Raw genomic sequence first — 25,994 nt, 5'->3', positions numbered from 1 at the left:
TCGTATTCGTATTGATTAATCTCTTGCCACTTTCTTAGAGTATAGAAAGCTGAATATGCCCAACAGTATCGCCCAAATTGTACCTATAGTTGCTGCAGATCCCATTCGATAACTACTAAAAGCCTCACGATACACTAAAGTGGAAAGCATTGTTGTTGCCCCTGCAGGCCCGCCTGCTGTTAGTACCTGCGGTATATCGAAATGCTGCAGATTTCCAATAATACCTAAAACAAGTGTAATAACCATTATCGGTTTCATGCCGGGAATAACAATTTTTCGCAATACTGTCCAGTTGCTCGCTCCATCCATCCTCGCAGCCTCAATCTGATCAAAGGAAATCGATTGTAAGCCACCCGTCAAGAATGCCATATACCAGGGCAGCATTTGCCAAGTGCGAGCCAAAATAACGACAATCATTGCTGTCTCTGCAGATCCGAGCCAGTTGTATGTGCCACTACCAATGCCAATGTTTTTCAAGAATTCATTAACTATCCCCCGATTTGTATCAAAAATAAAGGCCCACAGAAAACTGATCGAAGCACCTGGGATAATCCAATTGACTAGCGTTGCTCCACGTAAAAATCCTGCTCCTCTGAACTTTAAGTCCAAGAAAATTGCCCAAATAAGTCCGCCAACAAACGGAAGTGCTGTTGCAAAGAAAACGAAAATCAATGTGTTCTTTAAGGCTTGTAAGAAGGTTGGTGACAGAAATATCTTCTTGTAGTTTTGCAGACCCACGAACGAAAATTCGTTTGAGACGAATGACTTATTCGTGAAGCTCAGAAAAATCGAATTGATAAACGGATACAAAATTATCGCACAGAATATCGCAATCGCCGGCAACACCAATATATATCCCACATACTTATCTGTTAATTTCATTCCTCGTCGCATTTCTTCACCCTTCCATAGAGTCTTATTTCATATATCGACATAAATTCACTTCCGTTAGTGTTCATGATTTCAAGCCGAATATTATCAGTCACAACTCTGTTTTCAAGCTTAAAAACACGATGGCGAACATGATTCCCAGTTACGTTTAATAACTCTTGCCAAGACCCGTTCTGGTTGTACAAAATTCGAAAATCTTTGACTATCTCCGGCATTGCTGGGTGTTCGGTATAATGATGGTGTAAATTAATTAAATCCTCGTTCACATCATCATCAAAGGTGAGTCTAATCTCTGATATCGTCACTAATCCGTTTAGCTTGAGTTGTACCCACTCACTTCTATTCCCAAATCGCATAGTCCACATATTAGGTCCACTATATGGTCGGACATATCCGTTAATGATATTTTGTGGTACAAAGGCCTCGGTTTCATCTTCAACATTAAATATAAAATTCTGATTATGAATAAGTTGCGTTGTCCAATGCAGAACCGGTGATTCGCGAGTGAATTTATGCAAGTCAGGATGATTCATTTCTTCAATCGCAATGTTTACATAGCTCAATACACCTGGATACTTTCCACAACCAAGAAGAAGTTCTAGATCTGAATTGGATCTAAAAATAACAAAGGCATTTTTTTCATGTTCAGGACTCCAATTAAATGGGATTCTAATCCAATTTAACTCACCTTTAGAAACCTTAACCTCCTGCTCATCAATCAGCTCTTGAGGAATATAATTCTGTGGCTTTCCTGTTTGCCATAGCTCAACTTTCAAAGTCGTATTTGTTCGAGCTGAAATCGGCACATTAATAGCACTCAGTTTCGGGTTTACCGGGAAGCTTACCGCAACACTTTGATTAAGCTTATATTTCCGATAATTACTGACGTATGTGTTGATTTCCCTTAGATGCCCCGATGATGATACTTCTGCTGTTCTAGCCAAATCATCAGCATCGAGGTTACGATAGCCAATAACCGATGCATCATTGCGTAAAAGCAGTTGCAAATACTGTGGTAAGTAGCGCTGATAAATTTCTCTCGGTGAACATTCTTTTTCAACTGCCAAACTACAAGCTGTGCCGACTGCTTCGCCCATTAATGCGCACGTCCCCATTATTCGAACTCCGCCCAGGGCAACATGGCTCGCACTAACATCTCTTCCGGCCATAAACAGATTAACTATATTTCTCGAGTAAAGCATTCGATAAGGAATGGGATAGATTCCATCTGCAACTGAGTGATATGCCCCACCTGACTCGTTATAAATTCCTCGAGAAGGGTGAAGGTCGATGGACCATCCACCGAAACCAATCGTGTCTGGAAAGAGAGTCTGCTCTTCAATATCGCTTTGCTTTAGCACATAGTCTCCAAGAAGCCGTCGATATTCACGTTTCCCAGGAACCGTTCCCACCCATTCTAAGGTCATGTTGTCAGCATTATATTTACCAGAGTTCTTTATATAATCCCAAAGACCATATATCAGTGAGAGCAGTTCTCCCTTTATTGCCTCGTTGTCGTGAACAACATCAAGCTCTCCACCAAATTCGATCCACCAGTATTTTGCTCCACTATCCTTTTCATGAATGATTCGGTTTTTGGCAATCTCTGTTTGCGCAATATTCTTAGCGAAAGATGGTGGAATAAATTCCACTTTATGATTCTCTTCTTTTGAGTAAAACAGCAGCGAACTTCCCATCAACTTACTATCTGGCTTATTAGGTGCTAATGATTCATTAAATTCCTCTTTTCCCTCCCGTCCTATTCGAAAATCCGCGCCCGCAAGATAGCCAATTACCCCGTCACCTGTACAATCGATAAAGAACGGTGCTTCAAAATCAATACTTTGCTCTGAACCTAAAGTATTCCCTGAAACCTTCTTAATGGATTCGCCCTCCATGAATACTTTTGTTATCTCAGTATTCAAAAATAACTCAATATTTTTTTCGGAAATGACTTTCTCCAAAAGTAGAGCATCCCAGATATACGGGTTCCCATCAATATTCCTATACTGATTTTCAACAAATAGTTCCCCCATAATCCCAGTCTCGCGCGCGTAGCGATTCACACCATGCTTTGTCGCACTTGAGACCCATACTCTGATTTCACTACTGGAATTCCCGCCTAACATCGATCGGTTATGGACTAGCGCAACACTCCTTCCTTGTCGCGCTGCACTAATTGCCGCGCAAATCCCGGCGAGCCCACCTCCGATAACAACCATGTCCTTTTTTTTAATAAACGTTAGCAACTGCCCACACTCCTTATGTGCTATGTTATACTAATTCTATCAACATTGTTTGCGCTTTCATATGGACTGTATTTGTTAATATATATACTTTTTTGTCCTAGGAGGAAAAATATTGTTCGATCCAGAGATTAACCAATACGTATATTGGGAAGGGAAACAACGCTTTCTACTCGAAAAAGACACCGACCCACAATGGATCATTTATTTGATTGAGTACGGCAGTTGTAATTATAAAATTCAAGGTCAATCCGGGACGGCAAGTCGAGGGAGTATTATTATTTGCCCACCTTATGTAGAATTTGAGCGCTGTATCAAAGAAAAACTTACCTTCCATTTCTTCAGATTTTCTTTTCACGGTGACAGCCCCTACATCAATTCACTCCCTGTCACCTTAATCGATAAGCAACGCATCCTGTCAACTGCGGCAATTCTATGTAAATTTCCATATGATACATCTAGCTTTTCAAAAGAATACAGGAAAACCGTTCTTCAAGACTTAATAATGCTAGCAATAATAACCAACTGTAATCCTGCCATCAATCAATTCAATATCCCATACAAAGACCCTTTGATTCGTGATGCAATCAACTTCCTTGGTAAGATATCAAATGATGATGCGATCTCAATTAGTGAAATTGCTGCCCGCCTTTGTATCACACCCAGCTATTTTTCCAGAAAATTCAAAAGTACCACTGGATACACTCCAATCGAATACCGAAATATGGTCAGAGTCCGCCATGCCCAAAAGTTACTTCTCGAAACAAATTGGACATTAGACGATATAGCAGAGAAATGTGGTCTTTCGAATGGTTTCTATTTATCTCGACTATTTTCAAAGTATATTGGTGTGTGCCCACAGAAATACCGCATCTTACATCAAATTTAAGGCGAGACTGGCACCTAATTAATGATTCAACAAAAGAGAGTACCAATACCCATCCGCTGGTATTGATACTCTCTTTTAATTTAAACAAAAGGTTGAAGTGCGAAAACAGATATCACCCGTTGATACGGATAATACCTTGTTTGTCGCGCGGCGCACTTAACCAATCAATTTCAGTCAGAATATTCCAGCCCGTAGGATAACTGGGTTATCTCAATTTCAAATACTCGATGCCATGGAAATGATACTATAAAATCTTGTCCATGGTATAAATTCGGAATTCGTTTAATCGCCTCATCCTTAAGAAATTCCACCGTTTTTTGGGCAATGAACTCCTCTTGTCCAACAAGGTGAGCGGCATCCCCGCCAAAGTTAGGTAATACTTTTCGAACAATTTCCTGTCGAACCAGTGCCTGATATAGCCCATCATCAAGTACCGACCATAACAGCGACGATGTTTGTGTACAGTGGCGGTCAAGCACTGCCTCTCCAATTGTGCTACCCACAGAATTACAATTAGTATTCCATCCACGATATGCCTTTAATGATACTAATGCGTCGGTTTGATCTAACATTTCGAGAAGCTCTAAATCCCCACCATTTGCATACGCACTATCCGCAAGTGCAACAGGCTTGCCTACTCGAAGTAGTTTAGTAATATCAGCCACAAATGCACGACTATTTCGATAAGTATCATACGTGTGATCACGATGAATGATTTGAGCGCTAGCTTCCTGCATGGTTGCCCCTGGCGTATTAACAGCAAGAACCCAATCAGCATCAGTAGAAGTAGTCACAATCTCACAGCCTGCCGCTAAAAGGTGCGCCTCAACACTGATTGATAGAGGCCGATCTTCATATAATGGCACAATCTGTGCGCCAAAGGGGCTGGCATAGAGTACATATACTTTATCTGGTCGCCGCTGAATATCCTGAATCGCCCGAGCTAGCAAAGTATACCCAGCTTCATCGGCGCCTGGATGTACCAATACCCGTTGTTGCAACCGCCGTTGGCGTATTTCGCCGTAAACTTCGTGTTGGTCAACGGCCGTATACCCGTATAAGGCCGAGTCATCCTGTGGAATCATCAGCAGGTCAATAACGTGAGACTCCACAAGTTTAAGATTGGCAAAATTAACTCGTACGTTAAATGCACGGCGTGTTTCATAGTCACTCACTACTTGTTTTGGCAATACTTCTCGAAGTCGCAGGAGCGTGTCGGTTTCCTCAATCGATAGCGTTTCTTGGTTGGCTTTGTCTTTTAGCCAACCAAATTCAAAAATCTGCTGACCATATGTTTGATAGTACTCGGGTTCTTCCTCCGAGCTATTGTATCGTGGCGCACGCATTATCAGATTCTCAACGTAAATCTTAAGTTCCGGGCGTGCCTGTTTGATTGCAATCAAAAAATCCTGATAGTGCTTAATTTCTGCCTGGTCTAAATGGTGAATCCGAGACGGTAGCAAACCGCCATATATTAACGTTTCAGCACTGAGTAAAAGGTAGTCGGCTGTTTGAATCATCTCTTGCAACCAGTGGCGAATAGCAACCACATCTCCGGCGATTTTTTTATTTCCCAAGAACTCTCTTGGCAATACAGTCACTTCAATTTGTTCTAATGACATAGTCCGGCGCCGAACATATTCCAAATTACACGGACGCTCATCAAGCGGCACATAGATAATTTTCTTCACGGCTACTCCTCAATCGCTTGAACAAAGCGCGTAGCAATTTCAAGTGGGCGTGTAATCGCACTACCTACCACCATTGCCACAGGTCCCAGTGCTTGCACTCGTTTGGCCTGCATAGGAGTATGAATCTTGCCTTCTGCAATTACGTCGATTCCAGCATTGACCAAGTCTTGGATAAGCTGAAAATCCGGTCCATCATGTGCCACACTTTCTGCTGTATACCCACTCATTGTTGTACTGACGAAATCAACCCCAGCTTCCCACGCCTGTATACCCTCCTCAAGAGTTGAAATATCCGCCATCAAAAGCTGACTTGGATATTTCTTTTTAATGGCTGCAATGAACGTTTTAATGGACTGCCCGTCGTGTCGCTTACTTAGAGTGCAGTCAAGCGCGATGACTTCGACCTGGGTCGCGACGAGTTCGTCCACCTCTCGCATTGTTGGCGTAATATATTGCGCTTCGGGAGGATAATCCCGTTTTATAATGCCAATCACAGGAAGAGCCACTGCCGCTTTAATTTCTAATATATCACGAACAGAATTGGCCCGAATGGCCGCTGCACCTGCTCGGAATGCAGCTTTAGCAAATAGCGGCATCACCCCACCACGCTCGGCATACATGGGTTCACCAGATAATGCTTGGCAGGAGACAATCAATTTCCCTCGAACTTGCGTCAAAAAATCTACTTTTTTCATGCTATGCTCCTTTATACGATTATGAAGGGCAAAGATTCACGTAGGCCACTTCATGCCCCCACCAGTCCATTATTCATTTACCAGTTGAATCCAAGTGCCAGCACAGCGCCCCAATCACCCCCGCATCATTACCATGTTTTGCTGGCATAAGTGTGAGCGTATCACGTAAATATTCTGGCAACTGCTTTTTCAGTTCATGCTTGAGTCGTGAAACAAACAGAGGATTCTCTGCTACACCACCACCAATAATCAACTGATCCGCCGCAAAAATGCTAAGTATCTGTCTAAAACCTTGGGCCAAGGTTGCAAAGTAAGTAGTCAGAATATTGTGGATAACCGGTTCAGTCGCATGTTCAAATACCAACTGCCCATTCCATTGTATACTTGGCAATGCAATTTGAACTTGATGTACCAGCGCCGTCATCGAAGCTAAATCTTGAAATTTCCCTGTTGGCAAGTTAAGGTAACCAATCTCACCCATCGCACAATTGCGACTACGAATCAGCCGCCCATCTAATGCCATCGCACCGCCTATGCCTGTCCCAATGGTAGCCATAATAACCGCTCCCGGTCTTTGATCAAGTTCGGCCATCAGTGCGCAGTTTACATCGTTCTCAACCGAAATTGGCACCCCAGCTGCAACCGGCCGTAACGATTCAAACAAGTTCATGCCTGTATAACGAGGAATCGTTGGGCCTGCATAGCGAACTATCCCAGTGGCCGAATCAATCTGCCCTGCCGAACAGAGCGCAATTCCGGTCACATCGGCTGTCTCCCGCGACTGCCTAATCAACGAACTCACCTGTTCAAGTAACGCTGGTCCCCCTTTGCTCGCAAGACTGGGAGTTATCCGCCGGTCTACTAAGACGCCCTGCGCACTAATAAGGCCATATTTGATAGCCGTACCACCGATGTCAATGGCCAAATATAGTTTCATACGGCCACCTACTTATGAAGCTCCGGCCAGTAGTCTCCATTGGCTATAATGAATTCATCCAAACACTTCTTGGCCACAGTTGCTGATGGAACTGCTTGATTCAAAGTAAAGGCTTGCAAGGCCTTATAGTAATCCTGCTCAACAAAAGCATCAACTAGCAGTTTCTCCGCTGCGCACTGTGCCTCAATTAATCCCTTATGAAAGTCTGGGATTTTCCCCATAGTGATAGATTCTACACCTGTAGCACCAACATATGCAGGAACTTCAACTACAGCATCCGAGCGAACATTCTCGATAGAACCTTCATTTGGTACAATTAGTAGAAAGCGGTCATGTGAGTCATTCAATATAGAAACGGCCATATCCACAATGTACTGTCCGTGCTTGCTCTTCTCGGCTTTAGGTATTGGCGTCATGGGATTCTCTTGAATTTCCCGAGCCAGCGAGTAAACATCTCTCTCTCGAGAATCCATTACTTCATTTGCTCGTGTATAGTTCTTGTCCGACTTAGCCAATACCTGATCCGAATATAGATAGTATTCAAAGTAGCTGTTCGGAAAATATCCCGGAAAATCGGCAATCATACGGCCCAACATTTTGTAGGTAGCTTGCCAAGATTCATCATCAGCTTGAAACTCATGGAGCTCCAGCCCCTTACCAGAGATTTTCTCAAGGATTTCGGGCAATATATCGCGTTGTAAGGACTTGTCATAAATCTTGCGATACCAACCAAAATGATTCAGCCCATAATACTCAGGGACAAAATCGTCACGATTATAGCCCAGATTTTCAGCCATTGTTTCTTCCAGTGAAATTGTCATATCACAAGCGTTGATGATCTTCGCCTTCGGAAAAGTGCGGCGGATAATTTCCGCCACAATCGACTCAGGGTTGGTATAGTTCAAAATCCAAGCATCCGGAGCATAAGAATAAATCATCTTAACCAGTGGAATAAAAGCTTTCATTGTTCGAAATCCATATGAGAAGCCACCAGCACCACACGTTTCTTGACCTATCGCACCATACTTCAGTGGAATTTTTTCATCTACTTCCCGCATCTTCAACCCGCCTGCACGAATCTGGGAAAATACAAAGTCAACACCAGTGAAAGCTTCTTTTCCATCAGTGGTAACCATCACTTTGATCAAAGCTTTACTTATTTCAATGATCCGTTTGATTAGGCCACCCATTAACTCGACCCGTGACCCATCAATATCGTAGAGACGAATCTCTACTACTGGAAAGCGGTCCAACCCACTTAGCAACGCGTTAACAATTCCCGGAGTAAACGTACTCCCCCCACCTGCAATTGCGACAATCACTGCTTCTTTACTCATGATGTGACCCTCCAATGTTTTTAAAATCGGTAATTTCAAAGTCGCTATTTTTAATCGCGTTAATCACAATAGGATCTTGTAAGAACGCTGCGTCAATTGCCCGAGGTGTCGTGAAGGACGAATTCTGAAAAACAAAATATTCCAAATAGCCAGGATGCGTCATCACTTCAAAAGTATTATATTGTGTAGCTTCCTCCACAAGGTCGTGTACAAACTGATCACGTAATGATTCATAACTATCTGGCGTAATCCTCATCGAGTAATCATCCATAACCATCGTGAATCCACTGGTCACAAAATGTGTTCCACGCACCGAATCATGATTACGAATTGGTACCCTATACTCACTCGCTAACTCTTCCACAATTGGTACAACACTTCCCATTGTATGAATATGCTGGTGAGAATCGAAATGAGTTGGGTAAATACCCGTTGCGATAACCTTTTCGATCTGGCCTTTCAACTCCTGATAGATCTCATCCTCACTCACCGTAAAGTCGCCATGATTGTAAAACGAGATACGCTTAAACTTACCTGTTTCTGGCACAATCAAAGTTGGAACATCAGTCAGCGGTGTACCACAGGTTAGAGTAAGGTGTACTCCTACCCCCAGTGCTGGATTCGCCTTGGCTATCTGAACGGCCTGATTAAAGCCTGGCATGTTAGCCATTAACGTCGTTGACTTCAATAATCCTGCCTTGAAACAATCCAAGATAGCATAGTTAACAGAGTTACAATAACCAAAATCATCTGCGTTAAAAATTATTTTTGTCGTCAAATCTGTCACCTTTCATCCAATACCTAATCATTTTAAGTATCATTTCTCTTTTGTCCACGGTTATCAAGACATTAAACCATGGACCAAACTTATATCCTCATTCTTGATACAAAGAAATTCCTTAAATTTCATAACAAGTATATAACATGTATCTATCGGGCGCAAGCTCTTTTTAAAAAATAACTAGCCTATCTTATAAATGTCTTGTACAATTCAAGTATAAGTTAACAACCATTGGAGGCTCGCAGATGAATCCACGCGTTCCAAAATACCGCTCAATTGCACAGACGCTTGAAAAGCAGATACTAAAGGATGTCTATCAGGACGGGGAACTACTGCCGTCAGAATCTCAATTAATGACTCAGTTTAGTGTGTCACGAATCACGGTTCGCAAGGCAATCGAAATTTTGAAAGAAAAACACTTAGTAGTCAGTGCCCAAGGACTTGGCAATATTGTCAAACGACGCTATGAACACGAACTTAGTGAGGTCAAGGACTTGCACGCAAGCTTTGTTCCCGAAGGCATCGTGAACAAGGTCATCGCTTTTCGCGTCGAAAGACCAAATGATATTGCCCGAAAGAAACTTGCACTCTCTAACGATGACCAGGTATACTACGTAACTCGGCAACGTTTTTTTGAGGAGCGACTGATTATTGTTGAAATCTGTTATTTACCAGTTAAGCTCTTCCCTAACTTATCTTATCAGGCTCTAGAAGATTCTATCTTTGGTTATGTTGAATCTGTTGATCACTACCGCATTGCAGATAGCGATGACGAAATTCTCCCAGATATTGTTCATGATGAGCTTGCGGCTTTACTCGAAGTTCCCGCTGGAACAGCCGTCCTCAAAATTGAATCTACAAACTACTTAAGTGACGGACGGCCCTTTCAGTATTCCATCGCTTACCACCGAAGTGATAACTACCGACTCAAAATTCATATAGACCAATCCCGCTAATCCAAAACCAAGTCCTGATAGGTTCGTTACAGCCAACGAAAGCCCCTCGAGAAATTTCTCGAGGAGCTTTTTGGTTGCCCTGATGCAACCTGATGTCAATCGGAAACTAGATCATGCAACTTCAATGTTATCCTCCTCTTCAAGAAGAAGTTGTTTTTCATAGGCCTTAAAGAACGGATAATAGATAACTATATCAACCGCCAAGACGACAAAGACTAGGATGATGGCACGCATATCCATCGTGGCAAGCGGCAACCCAATGAATGGCGGACATGTCCAAGGTACATTAATAAAAGCTCGGTCTACTAACCCAAAGGCAGTAGCATAGAACCCTAGCAGTGTATTGACAATAGGTGTAATAACAAACGGAATAGCTAACAACGGGTTCAAGATTAACGGTGTTCCGAAAATAATAGGCTCGTTAATTCCAAATAAACAAGGCAATATTCCGATTCTCCCAATTGTTTTAAGCTGTTTTGCTTTGCTAAATAGCATCATAAGCGCAAGCCCTAACGTGGCTCCCGCACCACCCATCACAACAATATAGACAGAAAGCGGTCCGGTCATAACGTAAGGCAGTGGTTTCCCTGCAGCATGTGCGTTAGCATTGGCCACTAAGTTTGATGTGTAGACCAGCGTAGTTAGGCTACCAGTAATTGAACCGCCATGAATTCCCACCAACCAGCAAAGGTGACATACCAACATGACTGGGATGACAAACCAAATGCTATCTGTTCCTTTCAACACTGGGGTTAATCCGTTCATAATGGCCTGTGGCAACGTACTTCCAAAGGCAGATACAACTCCCATGTTAATTAGATGAAATAAGAAAACGTTGACAATCATTGGAATCAACGCGCTAAAAGTAGCACTAACCGCGGGTGGCACCCCATCGGGCATCACGATTCGGATATTATGTTTGAGAAGAACACGGTTGATCTCCACAGATGCAATCCCCACCAACATGGCCGTGAAGAACCCCTTTACCCCAAGATAGGTCATATCTATCCCACCTGATTTATCAAGAACTCCTGCAATCGTAAAGAATGCAACTGTGGAAATAATAGCACTAGATAATGGATCGAGATCCGGATATTTGCTTTGATACTCTTTAGCCATGAAGAATGCAATCGAGAACGCAACAAATACAGCCATGATGCCCATAGTCATATTGTACGGGACCATAATTTGAGAATTGTTCCTTACCGCCCAGTTGTACCAGCCATCCATAAATTTCATAAAGAAGTTGGTCGCATGCATCAACTTCGGATCATACGGTGGAGAGGCTAAAACTAAGCTAATCCCACCAACAATTGTCAGTGGAATAGTCATGATTAAGCCATTACTAATGGCCTTCACATAGCGATTATTCCCGAATTTAACCGCAACCGGTACAAACTAATCTTCGAGAATAGACGTCATTTTATCCATTGTTACCCTTCTTCCTTTGTTCAGTTCATAATGATCATATAACATGTTATATACATATGCAAGCGCTTTTACGAATAATCTATTTTCGTGTCAGCCCTGGCAATTCAGACGGCAGGATCCATATGAACACAACGATTTTTGACAATATTTCATTACCTCCAAAGAACTGTTGAATTAGAGGTCCTTTATTAATGACAAGCAAACAATGGAGGCATTGTTGCCGAAATCTGATATGGTTTAAAATTAGTCAAAAAGGATAGCATTTGTTGGTAATGTCCTGTATAAGAAAGAATCGCACCCCAGTCAAAAATTTGGCGACAAAAAAGAACGAGTTGGTTAAGCATATCCATTGTGCTTAACCAACTCGTCTCCGCCACGCAATTCAGATGATTGTTCTATTACTCCGTAAGTTTACCTACACATCACGCATCAATCGTTCTTCACGTTCCACCATGTCTTTTGCTAGTTCGAAGCGATTCGTAATGAGTCCATCCACATAGGGCAAATGTAACTGTGCTCGCATCTGCTTCGGGTCGTCGACTGACCAAATGCGTTGTGGAATCTGAATATCCGGCAAATATTGGTGTGTGTGCAACGAATCAACAATACCATGGATACGACCCCAATCCGGCAACTCAGGTAATTCAACCAACAATGCGCGCTCCATTTGTGGTGCAATATTATGGATTTCCAATAAGCTGTCTGGATTGAATGAACAATACAAAGTCTGTTGCGCAAGCCCGGCCCGCTCAACCATCCGCTGTGTTTGAGCCTCAATTCCCAGATAGCGATTAAAACTAGTCTTAAACTCGATATCAATCTGAATATCTGTATCAACAAAAACAGCTAAAAATTCTGCTAACGTTGGAATCGGTTCACCATTTGCTAGCCGAAATTCACGCAATTCTTCTAGCGTATAGTCTTTAATCATTCCACGTCCGTTCGTTGTACGGTCAATCCATTCATCGTGCATTATAACTAACTGTTCATCCTTAGTTCGCTGCACATCCGTTTCTGCTCCGTATATTCCATGTGTCGCAACGTATCGAAATCCTTCCAGGCTATTTTCAGGAAACCGTACTGGATATCCTCGATGACCAAAAATTTTGAACGTCAAATTCATTACCTCTTTCATGAATCATACTACAGAAATAATGCAGACTTGGGCAAATCTTTACTTCTCAATCTCCCACCTAACCGTCTTGATCTGATAAGGCGTTAATTCCAAACGATAACGTTCATCAGCGTCGGGTGAAAGTGTCGCTTCTGGCGTTTCGTCCAAGCGTGTTGCTTGGACCGCGCCGTGGGCAAACTGCGGCAACACTTGGATCGTTGTGTTCTGGCCGGTATATTCATGGAGCCGCAAAATCAGAGCGTGTCCGTCTTCGCTTAATTTGATCGCATCAACTTCGACGGCTTCAGATCCGCTAAAGGCAAATAGCGCTTGTTGCGTTTGGATCTCGCCCCGGTTGACTTTCAGACCATTATTGAGCACCATCGCCGTTGGTTCAACCTGCCCACTCACAAAATCGCCTTCGTGTGGTAATAGACTGTAAGTGAAGTGATGCTGACCCTGATCCGCCTCTGTGTCTGGTGAAACACCGGACTTCAATAAGGACAGGGATAAGTTGTTCTCCGTGATATGGTAGCCATATTTGCCATCATTCAAAAGCGCGACCCCATAGTCACGCTGGGACAAGTCGGCCCATTTATGCCCCACTGTTTCAAACTTAGCGGCTTCCCAAGAAGTATTGGCCGTGGTTGGTCGCTTGGCGTTACCATACTGGATATCGTAGGTCGCTTCGTTCGCGCGAACGGCCACGGTAAAATCAGTCCGTAACAAATAATTGTGATCGTGCCAGTCGATTTCGTTTTCGAAATCGATCCGCGGACTATCCGCGTGCAAAATCATTTGTTGCTTGATCGTCGAATGGTGGAAATGGTAAGTGAACATCACCGACTGTAATAGCGGTCCCACTTCGGAGACTTCGATCTGATCCGCCGCTAATGTCCAAGCCTTTTCCGGATAGTCGGCATCAATGTTCCAGTTATCATATTCCGTAGGGCGATCCTCATAGACCGTCAGCCGATTCCCAACACCTGCCGTGGTAATGACCTCACGGCGCGCTTTTTTGTCCCAAAGGCCAATGAGTTGACCCGCCTCGTTCCAAGTGATCCGATAATAATCGTTCTCAACTTGGCGGGCAGCGCTAATCGCAATCACCGTCGCTGTTTGGACTGAAGCCGCCGACCGCGCTACGCCCGATTCGCCCTTAGCCGCGACAAATTTGAAGTTAGTCGTCGCAAACGCCGGAACAGTGACCTGCACAACATAGCCCATCGTTACTTTTTGACTAGAGAGTTTAACGCGATCGGTCGTTTCGAAGACCCCGTCACGTTGCTCCGCCACCTGGATTGTTGTGGTGATTGGCCAAGCATTCACGTTGCTGGCGTGGTAATAATCAGCGTGCGGCTCTAGTTGAGCAGCGACTAATTGCTGCTGTAAGCGCGCGATCGACGCAAATCCTTGTTGATACTCCAACTTATTATCTTGGTAAACTTCGTGGATCGACGAACCCGGCAAAATATCATGGAATTGATTCCGCAGAACCATCTGCCACAACTCTCGAATTTCGGCCTCAGGATAGGCCACCTGTTGGCGCAACAACGCCGTCGCAGCCGCGATTTCCAAATTCCGCAACGCAAACTCCAGCTGCCGATTCTCACGTTTGACTCGAGCCTGTGACGTGTAAGTTCCCCGGTGATATTCCAGATAAAGTTCGCCATTCCAGGTCGCCAATGACTGCCCACTGGCCTTGATATTGGCCCGCAACTGTTTAAAGTAATCGTCGACCCGGGTGTTTTTGATGGAAGGGAGCCCTGGCAATTGATTGATCATCTCAATGTTTTCAATCATTTCCCGTGTTGGTCCGCCACCACCATCGCCGTAGCCATAAGCCAACAGTAGGTCATTGTTGACAAGCTTATCAGCGTAGACGTGATAGGTGCCTAGAACCGTGTGCGGTGTGATTTCGCCGTTGTAGGTGTACATCCAGTTGGAACTGTCGCGAAAATCTGCATTGTCGTCCGTGGTCGTAATGAAATGGGTCAAGACCCGGCTCCCATCCAATCCCTCCCAAACGAAGGTATCATGCGGCATTCGGTTGGTATCATTCCAGCTGATTTTCGTCGTCATGAAATTATCGATGCCAAAACCTAACATGATTTGTGGCAAAGCCCATGAATAGCCGAAAACATCTGGCAACCACAACACCGTTTGTTTAACGCCGAACTCCTGCTTAAAGAACTGCGAGCCATACAGGAATTGACGCGTCAACGCCTCACCCGACGGAATGTTGGCATCCGGTTCCAGCCAGGTGCCCCCATCAGGCTCCCACCGACCTTCAGCAACTCGCTGCTTGATTTGAGTATATAGTTCCGGATAGTCGTGTTTGATAAAATCATAAACCTGTGGCGTGCTGTGGAAGAATTTGTAATCCGGATACTCCTTCATCAAAGCCAGAACCGTTGAAAAGGAACGAGCGGTCTTCTCCCGCGTGTGTTTCAAGCGCCATAACCACGCCACATCAATGTGAGTGTGCCCAATCGCCGCGATCGAGTATGCTTTCTTCTGACCTTGATGTTGATCGATAAAGGCCGCGATCTGCGCTAAGACCTGACCAGCCGTGACACTTAATTCAGCTGTGGTCATCCCGCCCCAATCGAACTGCCGTAACGCGCCATCTAACAAACGTTGATAGTCATACTTCAACGGCTCATCATCAGACAATTCCAAAATCGTTTCATTGATCAGTTTCAAATAACGATAACAATCACGAATCCGCTCATCCAGCACACCGGCCGCAACCTGCTGTAGCCGATAATGCTGGATCTGTTGCGGCCCGCCACCCTCCAAGCCTGTCCACATCAGAACACTGAAAACCAAATCTTGCTTAGCGAATTGCGCGTCTAAATAGATATCGCGATGATTTGAGTCAACGGCCTGCCGCGGTTGCCCACCAATGAAGACCAGTCCTTCAAATCCGGAATTGCCGCCACCACCAGTCCGACCCAAATCCAAATGAATAACATATTTTTGTCGCTCAGCTAATTCAGGTACGACCACCTGGAAACGGAGCCAATAATAGGTGTCCCGTCCAGACCATTCAGACCCCAAAGTCACCGCCTGCCAAGCCGCGTCCACTGGCACTTGCCGATGATCTTCACGTTGATCCTGCCACAGTTGCAAGTCACTCACCGTTGCAAAGTTGCCATAGACCTGCGCCTGCAAATACCCCAGCTGTTGCTTGATCTTCTTTTCTGAGTACATACTCGACCTCCTTAAATTCTGAATCCGTTCTCACAGAGTAACTATAAGCCAACTCCGGTAGACTAACCAGCAAAAAAGCACCAACAGGTGCTTTTTTTCGACGTTTATGCTTGTGATTGCAAAATCTTAGCCAACATTGGCATAAAGACGCCACCAATCACCGACCGATTCTTAAAGGCAACCATCTTAGCGGATTTCGTATCATACCAATCTGAGAACGGCTGACGATCTGGCGTTTCGTTTAGGAAGCGAACCACTGACTGAGTAAATTGATCGAAATCATGCCGCTCTGTTGTCAGTGAAGCAACCCACATTAGCCAATCAACCTTGGTGTAAGTAGCGCGCTTATCCAAAGGTGTGCCGTAATCATTCAATTGTTGCAAATAGCGTTGAATTTCTTTTTGGCTGATTTGAGCGTCAAACAGCCCTAAGCCGAACAGCTTATCCCAAATCAGGTTATACTTCAGTGCCCACGAGTCAGGCTGATCAAACGCCAGCCGAGTATCAGATTGGGACTGAGCGGTTTCGGTCCAGATTGCCGCCATCTTCCGTGCTTGCGTAATCAGCTCATTGGCCTCGTCCTGATGGATTCCCGCCGTTAATAATGCTTTACCAAACATGGCTAACGCAACGATTGCCTTTAATGACAAATTGACATTATGTGCTAAATGCCCAGCGAAATCATCCGTACATAGTTGATTTTCTGGATCCTGACCGTGAGCTACTAGGAACTTCGACCACTGCCACAATTGGTCAAAATGTTGCTCGAGAAAGTCACCAGCTTGAAGCAACTCAACCGCGCTAGCCATGATGATCATATCGCCGCTTTCCTCAATAGGCATTTGATAATCGAAATTATAAAGATCGGCATTGGCTGGATATTGGTAATACTCACCCACCGTATCATACTCGCGGAGCATCGTTCCATCATCAACATCATCTGGCCGATTCATGCCATAAACTTGACCGGTGGCATCTGGGTAGCGGCCAACGTCATGGGGCGCGAAGTCAAACGGCCAAGCCGGCAATTTTGCGAAACGAAAAATAGGTCGCATCATACCCGCCACTAACTCTGGATTAAACGCTAGGAACAAGGGGATAGATGGATAGCTCACATCGACAGTGCCAATACAGCCATTCGAATTGCATTCCTTCGATAAGAAAACAATTTCACCATTCTCATCGCGAATCAGCTTGTGTGCGGCAATCGCCTGACGATAAGCCGTTGCGCAAATCAACTCATAATTGTCCGCGCCCACTGTCGCTGCCAGTTGACCGATCTGTTGATCAATTCGATAGCAATCATTAACGATTGCATCAAACGATTGTAAACGTTTATCCAACAAGGCTGGCATTGAAGGCTCCGCTTGTTTCCAATAAGCATTGGTGGCCTGACCGAAGTAATTGATCGCATGCAGATCATCATAGGCAACCAGCAATTGTGCCTTCTTCTCGCTCGCCGTTGACAAATCAAATTGCGCGCGCAAGCCTTGTTGATTCCACTTCTGATAAGCACTCACCTGACTATCCGCGCTTAAAGTCGTTGCTAGGTAGAGATACCCCCAATCAATATTGATGAGGTCGCCCGACGAATTTAGCGGCGTTTGGCGCGCTTTCCCTAAGAAAACTTCTTGCGTCTGACCAATCTCAAACTGGCGCGTAATCAAACGATTATCCGTCAAGCTTTCATAGGTGATAGCGCCATCAAAGTCAAGCTCAAGATGAACATCATGTGCTTGATGATCTCGTGAACGTACCACGAATGAAAGATAAGTGATGGGTTCAGAAATACTTTGTAGATCTTTCAGATCAAAGTGCTGGGCAAAAGAAACCCCAAGTTCAATCTGACTATTGCTGAAGGTGTACCGCGTTTGAGTAGCTGTGATTTCGGCGGAAACTTGTTCGATTACCGGCAACGACTGGCGATCGCCAAGAAAACGAAATACCGTGCCATCAACCGAAATCGTGCCATTGAGCGGCATCGCCTTACCCGTCCAGCTCACTGTTTGAGCGTCATTAAGGTGATCACTCGGCGACCAAATTGAAAAATATGGATCATGCGTGATCAATGGATAGGATGGAATACGTGAATACATGGTAACACTCCTTTATTGCTGGAAAAACCAGATAATTTTAATACGGTAAATAAATGATTAAGTCAAGCAAATCAGACCAGAATCGAAGTGTCTTTCTCAGCATCGCTTAAGCTATATGGGATTGACGCACTGGAAATGCATCTTGGGTTGGGAACAATTCCTAGCGTATATTTGATCTCAGTGTCTTTCTCAAACAGCGCCTGATTCAGGTATGATTCAACATACGGCTTATTATCTATCAGAATAGAATCGATAAATTGTGCCTGATCATTGTTTCTTTCAGTTAAAATTGTTAACTTTTTGCCGGATGAAAGAGTGATGATTACCCTATCGAATAGTGGCATGCCAATAACATATTGATTGCTTCCAGCAGTAAATGGGTAAAATCCAAGTGAACTAAAGATAAACCACGATGCCATGCTGCCATTATCTTCATCCCCAGGGTATGCCTCCCAGCCACTATTGAATAGTTTAGTCATGATTTGTTTAAGAAGAGGTTGCATGTAGAATGACTTTCCAATAAAGGAATACAGGTATGGTAAATGGAAGCTCGGTTGATTACCAATATTTATTTGGCCAAATTTATTAATTTCCATCTCTGCCATTTCATGTATCACGTGACCATATCCCCCAACATGATACTTAGGATCACTATTAGCTAACTTCACGACGACCTTCTCAAACTCATCCTTTCCCCCATACAAATTAATCAATCCACGAATATCCTGGGGAACTGCAAAAGTTGATTGCCAGGCAGAGCCTTCCGTGTAGTCACCTCCCCATGAATACGGATCAAACCGGCTCCGGAACTTACCATTTCGGTCACGCGCTACCATAAACCCATCTTCGGGTGAGAATAAGTTTCTGTAGTTCATTGCTCGTTGACAATATTTTTGAGCAACCGCTTCTTGATCCAACTTTTTTGCGACGACGTAAATACAATAATCACTATAACTATAATCAAGAGAATTATTCACCGACTCATTCATATCAGAGGGTACATATCCATACCGATTATATTCGTTGCAGAATATTCGTCCTAAAGGTAAACCCTGACTAACATCTTCAGCAGAATGAATCATCGCTTCCAGAAACTCTGGCATAAGATCCAATCGGATATTTTTCTGTGCGGCATCTGCGATAACAGTATCAATTAAATTACCCGGCATGCCACCCCCATCATCTGGAGCTAACCATTTTGGTAAATATCCGCCTTCGCGATACACATTTAGAAATCCTTCAAGTATCTTTTCAAATTCATCTTTCTCAATTAGTGAGAAGAGTGGATAAACCGTGCGTGCTGTATCCCACAACCCGTTATTTGTATATAGATATCCCGGTCTAGTTTGTCCGGAATGCATGTCAAAATGAACCGGTCTATGATCTTTATCAAATTCAAACATCCTTTGCGGATACAGAAACGCTCGATAAAGGCTGTGATAAAATGTGCTGACTCGCTCCTCGCAAGAGTCGTTCACAAGAACTTTATTTAATTTTTGATTCCAACAATCGGTAATATCCTGATAAAGTTCTTCCTCCGACTTCTTAGGGATATTGTTATGGGCATATTCATAGCTAATATATGAGGTCCCTATCCGTAGTTCAATCTCATCCCCCTCAAAAACGAATTGAGTGTGTTCTTCATCAATATCTTGGCGGGTACTAATTTTCGTGCTGACCGAGATCTCAAAGAATAGCTCGAGCGGCGCCTCACTTCGTACGCTGCTTTGTTGCGCTCGTCCCCGTATCACACACTCATCACTCATATCTAATTTACCCGCCGCTGGAAAACTCAAGATTATTCCTTTACCACGGCTGGCCCCTTTCAGGAGCATCGTTCCGCCAAATTCAGATGGTATTACTTTTGTAGTTAATTCGTTAACATCTTGATAAATTGATAACACATTAGGGTGAAACTCTGATTTACGAGAATTGTACGCGACATCCATTAACCCCTGCGTTTCCTGAGTTACCGGCAGGATTCTTAATGAACAAAAATCCCCTTTTGTACCCGCCCACATAGTAGGCTGATGCGTCAGTCTAATTCCACGAAAGTGTTGGCTTTGCGGATCAAACCACCAGTTTCCAGCATCTGTTTCAAGAGAAAAATAGTTCATCGCAAAAGGATATCCGGTAAACGGAAAACTATTTCCTCGTGAAAGCTCAAATCTATTTTGTGTCGCATGACGAGTATCAATCTTTTTAATATCCATTCTGTCTTCCCCTTCTTCTTTTAAAAAGGCCTTTATATAAGCATCAAAGCGGCTACAGGACTCTATACCTCTTTCATGTATGGAATATTAGCTTGCATCTTATCGAATTTCTTTATCATCATATGCATGATTGCGTACATCGGAAATCCTACACCTAAAAAGATAACAAGTAATGGGTTAATGAAGTATAACGTGGCCGCAATTGCAATCACAACAATGCATAAAAGCACTTGAACCGGACAAATAAATAGCAAAAGAAACGGCTGTAGAAAAATCTTAATGCCGTGTAGCTCGAAATGAACATATGTCGGAAAGAAGAAAACGACTGTCATCACGATGATAGCTCTAAACACCTTAATTAGGATTTCCAAGACAAGACTAGTTGTGCCAATCCCGTTCAACAACGCCTCCTCGAATAAGAGCAACAATACTATTCCAGCGAACGGGACAAGCAAAGATAGGCTTTCCTTAAACACCTTGTTGTACTCGATTTTATACTCAACCGAAAGTTTGTCCGAATTGTTGTGGCGAATCTCATTTCTTAGGCAGGAACATAGAGCAAGTGTTGAAGGGATTACGCCAAAGATAACGCCACCTCTTAAAACGTAGATTATCCACAAAACATTGAGCTTCATCATGTAATAAATGCTTTCGATAATTTGGTACATCTTATTGACATTCATGTTATTACCCCTTAATAGCTCCAACTAGAATCCCTTTTTCAAAATACTTTGCTACTACTGGATAAAATAGTAAAACTGGTAAACTTGAAATAATAACAACACTATATTTCAGCGTTAGCTTAATCATCATCAATTCGGCTTGAGCACTACCTTGTAACGTCTGATTTGCCGAATCACCAAATTTCCCCTGAATCAAAATCTCTCGTAAAATCAGCTGGAGTGGGAACTTGGATCGATCCTGTAAATAAATCATGGCATTGAAGTAGTCATTCCAGCGCCCAACCCCATAAAACATCGCCATAACAGCAATAATTGGTGTGGATAATGGTAGAACCACTTTCCACAGAAGTTGCATATCGTTCGCACCATCAATATACGCACTCTCAACCAGTTCATTAGGTATGTTCTGTTGAAAATAAGTGCGCATTAAAATCATATTGTAGACACCAAGCGCTCCAGGAAGAATCATAACCCAAATTGTGTTGATGATTCCTAATTGCTGATTGACTAAATAAGTTGGAATCAATCCACCACTAAAGAACATAGTAACCGTAAAAAATAGTGTGAAGAACCCTTTACCTTTTAGTTCTTTTCTAGATAGGGGGTACGCGCCAAGCGTTGTGACAACTAAATTGATAACCGTCCCCAATGCCGTGTACACGACGGCATTTTTAAAACCGATCAATATATCCTTATCTTTTAATATTTCAGTATAACCACGCCAGTTAAAGCCCCTTGGCCAGAGTAGTAATGGCACTTCATAAATTCTCGTAGGGTCACTGAACGACGCGTTAATAACGAAAATGAGTGGGTAAAGAACAATCAGTGTAAATATGGTTATTAGGACACCATTTACAACATCAAATACTTTATCACCTTTCGTTCTCGTATAGCGCATAGCTGATTGTTTGGCCATTTATCAATACCATCCTTTACCACAAACTTGTTTCTCCGACTTTCTGTGCAAACTTGTTTACAACGAATAGCATAATAAAGTTAATAATATTGTTGAAAAGACCAACGGCCGCAGAAAAGCTATACTCGCCATTGATAATACCAACTTTGTATGTGTATGTTGATAAAACTTCAGAAGTCGATAAGTTCGATGCGTTTTGAAGAAGATAGGTTTTGTCAAATCCCACTGCCATAATCCCACCCGTTGCAAGGATTGCTGAGATCACAATTGTTGGCATTATGGCTGGAATGGTAATATTCTTAATGCATTGCAGTCTAGTCGCACCTTCAAGATATGCTGCCTCATACTGGTCCTGCGGTATTCCCGACATCGCCGCAGTATAAATTAATGTTCCCCAACCAACACCCTGCCATATACCTGACCAAACATACAGATGCGGAAACCAAGCAGGTGATCCTAAGAAATCAATCTGTTTTAGGCCTACCGCACTTAGTAACGTATTAATTGCCCCATTTTGTGTTCCAAAGAAGAAATTAATCATTCCCACGATGACAACAACAGAAATAAAGTTTGGAATATATGAAATTGTCTGCGCCGTAGATTTGAACCATTTTATCCGAATCTCATTGAACATTAGCGCCAAGATAATTGGTAATGGGATTGAAACAAGCAAGCTGTAAATGCTGACCCGTAATGTATTTATCATGACATTTCCAAAGAAATATGAGTGGAAAAATCTCTTAAAATGCTTTAATCCAACCCAGGGACTACCAAGAATACCAAAAGCTGGTGAATAGTCTTTGAATGCAATAACGACCCCATACATTGGCCAATAATTCCAAATCAGTACAAAGATAATCGGCACCGCAAGCATGAGGTAAAGCCACTTATGTTGCTTGAAATATTTCCATCTTGATTTAGTCATCTCAAAATCTCCCGTATTTAGACATCCTACAGAAAACTAAAGCCCGAGGTACTGTTCCACCTCAGGCTTCGTCTAATAGTTAATCGTGGTTAATTCTTTTGATATCGAGCATATTGTGTACGACGAATTTTTAGTAGTCTATCGGCACCAATCTTATTCAACTGCGTTACATAATTATCCCAGTCTGTTGTAAAATTCCATTTACCAGTAACAAATTTAACCCGTGCCTGTTCAACGTAATTTCTCATATCAGTCATAATAGTTGAAATTTCACTTGATTCCTCAGGTGTAGACATGAAATCTGGTAACAACTGTTTTGGCACATCCGCATCAGTGAAATCCGTATATTCAATTGGTTTTTCACCCCAAGCTTCTTCTTTTGTCTTTTGAGGTAATTCAAGATATGGGAAGAAACCAGCATAAACGTTATTCATATATTGATAAGAACCCAGTTGCGCGCCTTTATCGTAATTGAGAATTTTATCAACATAAACCTTTTTCCCATCGACAACATGATAGGTCACGCCTTCTTTACCCAAGAATCCAAACTCAGATCCTTCTTCACTGTAGAAGTAGTCGACCCATTTCAGCAATTCCTTAGGATCCTTTGCATCTTTGGTAATCATGAATGCCGATGTGCCCATAATTGGTGGTTGAGAAACCAGTCCTTTGTCACCGTTCGGTCCCTCAATAATATTGATTGGCGTGTAATTGTCACGAACGGCTTCACCAATCATTTCAGGGCTAACCCATGACCAAAGTCCAACAACATCCTTGGAAGCATCCGCTACCCATTTATCTGAGTCAACGCCCGCAAAAGCTTGCTTGAAAATAAGTTTATTACTATATAAATCATTCTCGTATTTCCAAACATCTTTCATCTTATCTGAATTAACGGTTAATTGTAGCTTGTCATTGTCAAGGTAAATCATATTATCAATGGCAGTACGTCCAGCGGTGTCTAACCCATATGCCGCATCGATAATCTTTTCAAAGCTGTTAGGCAGCTCACCAGAGTTCATATACCAACCCTGTTCATCTGCTTTGCCATTACCGTTTGGATCTTTCGTAACGAACTGTGTCAAGACCTCCTTAAGTTCCTCGGTTGTCTTTGGCACTTCCAGGCCTAACTTATCCAGCCATTTTTGGTTAATGTATAATCTGAATGTTCGACCACCACTCATCGGATCCATCGAAAGATATGGTAGAGAGTAGATATGACCATCCGGTGTTGTCATCGCTTTCTTTACATCCGGATACTTCTTCATAATCTTATTGAGATTTGGCGCATACTTAGGAATTAATTTTTCCAACGGCTGGAAGATTCCTTGAGTACCATATTTTACAACCTCATCGTTTGTCCAAATTGTTTGATAAAAGGCATCTGGTAGTTCTTTTTTAGAAAGAAGTAGATTCTTCTTTTCGCCGAAGTCCTTTACTTCAGTCCAGTCGACTTTGACGCCGGACATTTTTTCATATTCTTTCCACATCCATAAATCCTTACTCTTCGGACGAACATCACTATGATCTTCGGTCAAAATAGTAACTGACTTGCCGTCTTTCTCATCCCCGGATGATTTATTCCCGTTTGAACCACATGCTGACAGAGAAAATAATAGTGCAGATGCTGAAGTTGCTAAAGCTAATGATTTCCACAATTTCTTCATTTCTTGCCCTTCTCCTCTAAAAAATTACACAATCGGCCGATAATGTATTATAATATATATGCAATATGGTATTGCGTGGTTTTATTTCAATACCTCATCGCTTACAATATTGATTATATAGAATAGTCAGCTTTTGTCAACGCTTTCAGTGATATTTTTTTAAATAATTAAATGACATGTATTACATATCATTTATTGAGGAGATCTTTTGATGCAGCTTCCCATGTACATTAATATATATAATGATTTAAAAAAGCAGATAAATAATCAGACTTACAAAATAGGGGATTTCTTGCCTACCGAAAAGGAAATATCAGATACATACGGCGTCAGTCGTATAACTTCTCAAAAGGCAATGAGATTACTATCAGATGACGGAATCATTGAACGCACCCCAGGAATAGGAAGTGTTGTTAAAAAAGCAGTGTTAGCCCAAGAATCACCAAAAATAATTGGTCTAATCTTATCAGGAATAACTGATAGTTATGGTACTATTCTATTAGAGTCACTTGTTCACGAGTGCGAACACTTAGAGTACCAATTAATCGTCCGATTCTCCGGCGAAAGTCAAAGCAAGGAAACACATTTGATAAACGAACTATCAATGATTGGTTGTTCCGGTCTATTAATCGAGCCAGTACAACAGCCTTTCTACAGCGCCACTCTAATTGAAAAAATTTATAACAAGTTTCCCATCATTGTTCTAGACCGGGAGCTTAAAGGATTCGATTCTTATTTTGTTGGCTCCAATCACTATACTGGGGCAATGAAGAGCGCCGATTTCCTAATTGATCACGGTCATTTTAATGTGTTAATCCTTGGATATGAGCACTTAAAAAATACGACACTCGAAACACGAATAGAGGCTTTCAGTGAAGCATATTGGCGGACCAACTCACCAATTTCATCAGACAATATCAGCAGAATAGTTCGAAGTACCTACAAAGATGATTTTACCCGGATAGCAATTGATGTCGATCGAGTGAAGCGCGCTATCACCACGAATAGACCCACTTGCGTCATAGCGCTTGACGCCCATATTGCTGGGATTGCGCAAGAAGCAATCAAACAATTGTGCCTGCTAATTCCTGAAAACATTTCCTTGTTTGCCTTTGATTCAAGTGAATCATCTTTTATCAGTACAAATGCGAGCCATCTTGCACAAAACGAGCCAAGAATCGCTACAGAAAGCGTTGAATTACTGAACGAAATACTCAACCGCCACGAGCCAAAGCTACGAAAAAGATTGATCGAAACGGAAATTGTTGATTCAGGCAGTGTACGAAAAATAAAATAATGAAAGAGGTCTA

General features: G+C 42.7%; 18 protein-coding genes and 1 pseudogene. 3 read left to right on the top strand and 16 right to left on the bottom strand.

Annotated features, from left to right (window positions below; translation table 11 throughout):
• Positions 1-15: 15 nt before the first annotated feature.
• Positions 16-882: a carbohydrate ABC transporter permease gene (locus EKM94_RS03665; protein WP_225422151.1), complete on the bottom strand. Its 867-nt coding sequence runs from the start codon at positions 880-882 to the stop codon at positions 16-18.
• A complete protein-coding gene (locus EKM94_RS03660; RefSeq protein WP_318531096.1) occupies positions 879-3,140 on the bottom strand; it encodes an FAD-dependent oxidoreductase in 2,262 nt (753 codons plus the stop codon). The genes EKM94_RS03665 and EKM94_RS03660 overlap by 4 nt, the downstream gene beginning before the upstream one ends.
• Positions 3,141-3,252: 112 nt before the next feature.
• Here EKM94_RS03660 and EKM94_RS03655 point away from each other — a divergent pair, with 112 nt between their 5' ends.
• Entirely contained in the window at positions 3,253-4,026 is a 774-nt protein-coding gene (locus EKM94_RS03655) for a helix-turn-helix transcriptional regulator (protein ID WP_125597640.1), read from the top strand.
• A gap of 170 nt (positions 4,027-4,196) precedes the next feature.
• On the opposite strand, the gene EKM94_RS03650 is transcribed toward EKM94_RS03655, so the two are convergent.
• The 5 genes from EKM94_RS03650 to EKM94_RS03630 all read right to left on the bottom strand — a co-directional run bounded on the left by EKM94_RS03650 (position 4,197) and on the right by EKM94_RS03630 (position 9,473).
• Positions 4,197-5,717: a DUF4127 family protein gene (locus tag EKM94_RS03650; protein ID WP_125597637.1), complete on the bottom strand. Its 1,521-nt coding sequence runs from the start codon at positions 5,715-5,717 to the stop codon at positions 4,197-4,199.
• Positions 5,718-5,719: 2 nt separating this feature from the next.
• Entirely contained in the window at positions 5,720-6,412 is a 693-nt protein-coding gene (locus tag EKM94_RS03645; protein WP_125597634.1) for an N-acetylmannosamine-6-phosphate 2-epimerase, read from the bottom strand.
• A 73-nt stretch (positions 6,413-6,485) separates the two neighbouring features.
• A complete protein-coding gene (locus tag EKM94_RS03640) occupies positions 6,486-7,349 on the bottom strand; it encodes an ROK family protein (protein WP_125597631.1) in 864 nt (287 codons plus the stop codon).
• Positions 7,350-7,357: 8 nt separating this feature from the next.
• Positions 7,358-8,686 carry a family 4 glycosyl hydrolase gene (locus tag EKM94_RS03635; RefSeq protein ID WP_125597628.1) on the bottom strand — a complete coding sequence of 443 codons (1,329 nt, stop codon included), beginning with the start codon at positions 8,684-8,686 and terminating at the stop codon, positions 7,358-7,360.
• Positions 8,679-9,473, bottom strand: coding sequence for a carbohydrate deacetylase (locus EKM94_RS03630; RefSeq protein ID WP_125597625.1), 795 nt, complete (start codon positions 9,471-9,473; stop codon positions 8,679-8,681). Before EKM94_RS03630 ends, EKM94_RS03635 begins: the two co-directional genes overlap by 8 nt.
• 239 nt (positions 9,474-9,712) lie before the next feature.
• Here EKM94_RS03630 and EKM94_RS03625 point away from each other — a divergent pair, with 239 nt between their 5' ends.
• Entirely contained in the window at positions 9,713-10,423 is a 711-nt protein-coding gene (locus EKM94_RS03625; RefSeq protein WP_125597622.1) for a GntR family transcriptional regulator, read from the top strand.
• Between the two features lie 111 nt (positions 10,424-10,534).
• Here the strand turns inward: EKM94_RS03625 and EKM94_RS03620 are convergent.
• The 9 genes and pseudogenes from EKM94_RS03620 to EKM94_RS03580 all read right to left on the bottom strand — a co-directional run.
• Positions 10,535-11,806 (bottom strand): annotated as a pseudogene (locus tag EKM94_RS03620) (PTS sugar transporter subunit IIC); the annotation flags it as partial.
• A 463-nt stretch (positions 11,807-12,269) separates the two neighbouring features.
• Positions 12,270-12,989: a glycerophosphodiester phosphodiesterase gene (locus tag EKM94_RS03615; RefSeq protein ID WP_225422150.1), complete on the bottom strand. Its 720-nt coding sequence runs from the start codon at positions 12,987-12,989 to the stop codon at positions 12,270-12,272.
• 39 nt (positions 12,990-13,028) lie between these two features.
• On the bottom strand, positions 13,029-16,184 hold the full coding sequence (locus tag EKM94_RS03610; protein WP_125597617.1) for an alpha-mannosidase: 3,156 nt from the start codon (positions 16,182-16,184) through the stop codon (positions 13,029-13,031).
• Positions 16,185-16,288: 104 nt separating this feature from the next.
• A complete protein-coding gene (locus EKM94_RS03605) occupies positions 16,289-18,280 on the bottom strand; it encodes a glutaminase domain-containing protein (RefSeq protein WP_125597614.1) in 1,992 nt (663 codons plus the stop codon).
• Positions 18,281-18,351: 71 nt separating this feature from the next.
• Positions 18,352-20,493 (bottom strand): GH92 family glycosyl hydrolase, encoded by a 2,142-nt coding sequence (locus tag EKM94_RS03600; RefSeq protein WP_125597611.1) that lies wholly within the window; start codon positions 20,491-20,493, stop codon positions 18,352-18,354.
• Positions 20,494-20,555: 62 nt separating this feature from the next.
• Positions 20,556-21,176, bottom strand: coding sequence for a YesL family protein (locus tag EKM94_RS03595; protein WP_125597609.1), 621 nt, complete (start codon positions 21,174-21,176; stop codon positions 20,556-20,558).
• A 4-nt stretch (positions 21,177-21,180) separates the two neighbouring features.
• Positions 21,181-22,092 (bottom strand): carbohydrate ABC transporter permease, encoded by a 912-nt coding sequence (locus EKM94_RS03590; protein WP_225422149.1) that lies wholly within the window; start codon positions 22,090-22,092, stop codon positions 21,181-21,183.
• 16 nt (positions 22,093-22,108) lie between these two features.
• A complete protein-coding gene (locus EKM94_RS03585) occupies positions 22,109-23,017 on the bottom strand; it encodes an ABC transporter permease (protein ID WP_125597606.1) in 909 nt (302 codons plus the stop codon).
• Between the two features lie 89 nt (positions 23,018-23,106).
• A complete protein-coding gene (locus EKM94_RS03580) occupies positions 23,107-24,684 on the bottom strand; it encodes an extracellular solute-binding protein (RefSeq protein WP_125597604.1) in 1,578 nt (525 codons plus the stop codon).
• 211 nt (positions 24,685-24,895) lie between these two features.
• Between EKM94_RS03580 and EKM94_RS03575 the strand changes: the two genes are divergently transcribed.
• A complete protein-coding gene (locus EKM94_RS03575; protein ID WP_125597601.1) occupies positions 24,896-25,981 on the top strand; it encodes a LacI family DNA-binding transcriptional regulator in 1,086 nt (361 codons plus the stop codon).
• Positions 25,982-25,994: the final 13 nt, after the last annotated feature.

The sequence above is a fragment of the Lapidilactobacillus achengensis genome (assembly GCF_003946655.1).
In the GTDB taxonomy this organism is placed as follows: Bacteria; Bacillota; Bacilli; order Lactobacillales; family Lactobacillaceae; genus Lapidilactobacillus; species Lapidilactobacillus achengensis.
Note: the sequence above shows the minus strand (reverse complement) of the source record. Positions and strands in the feature narration are given on the sequence as shown.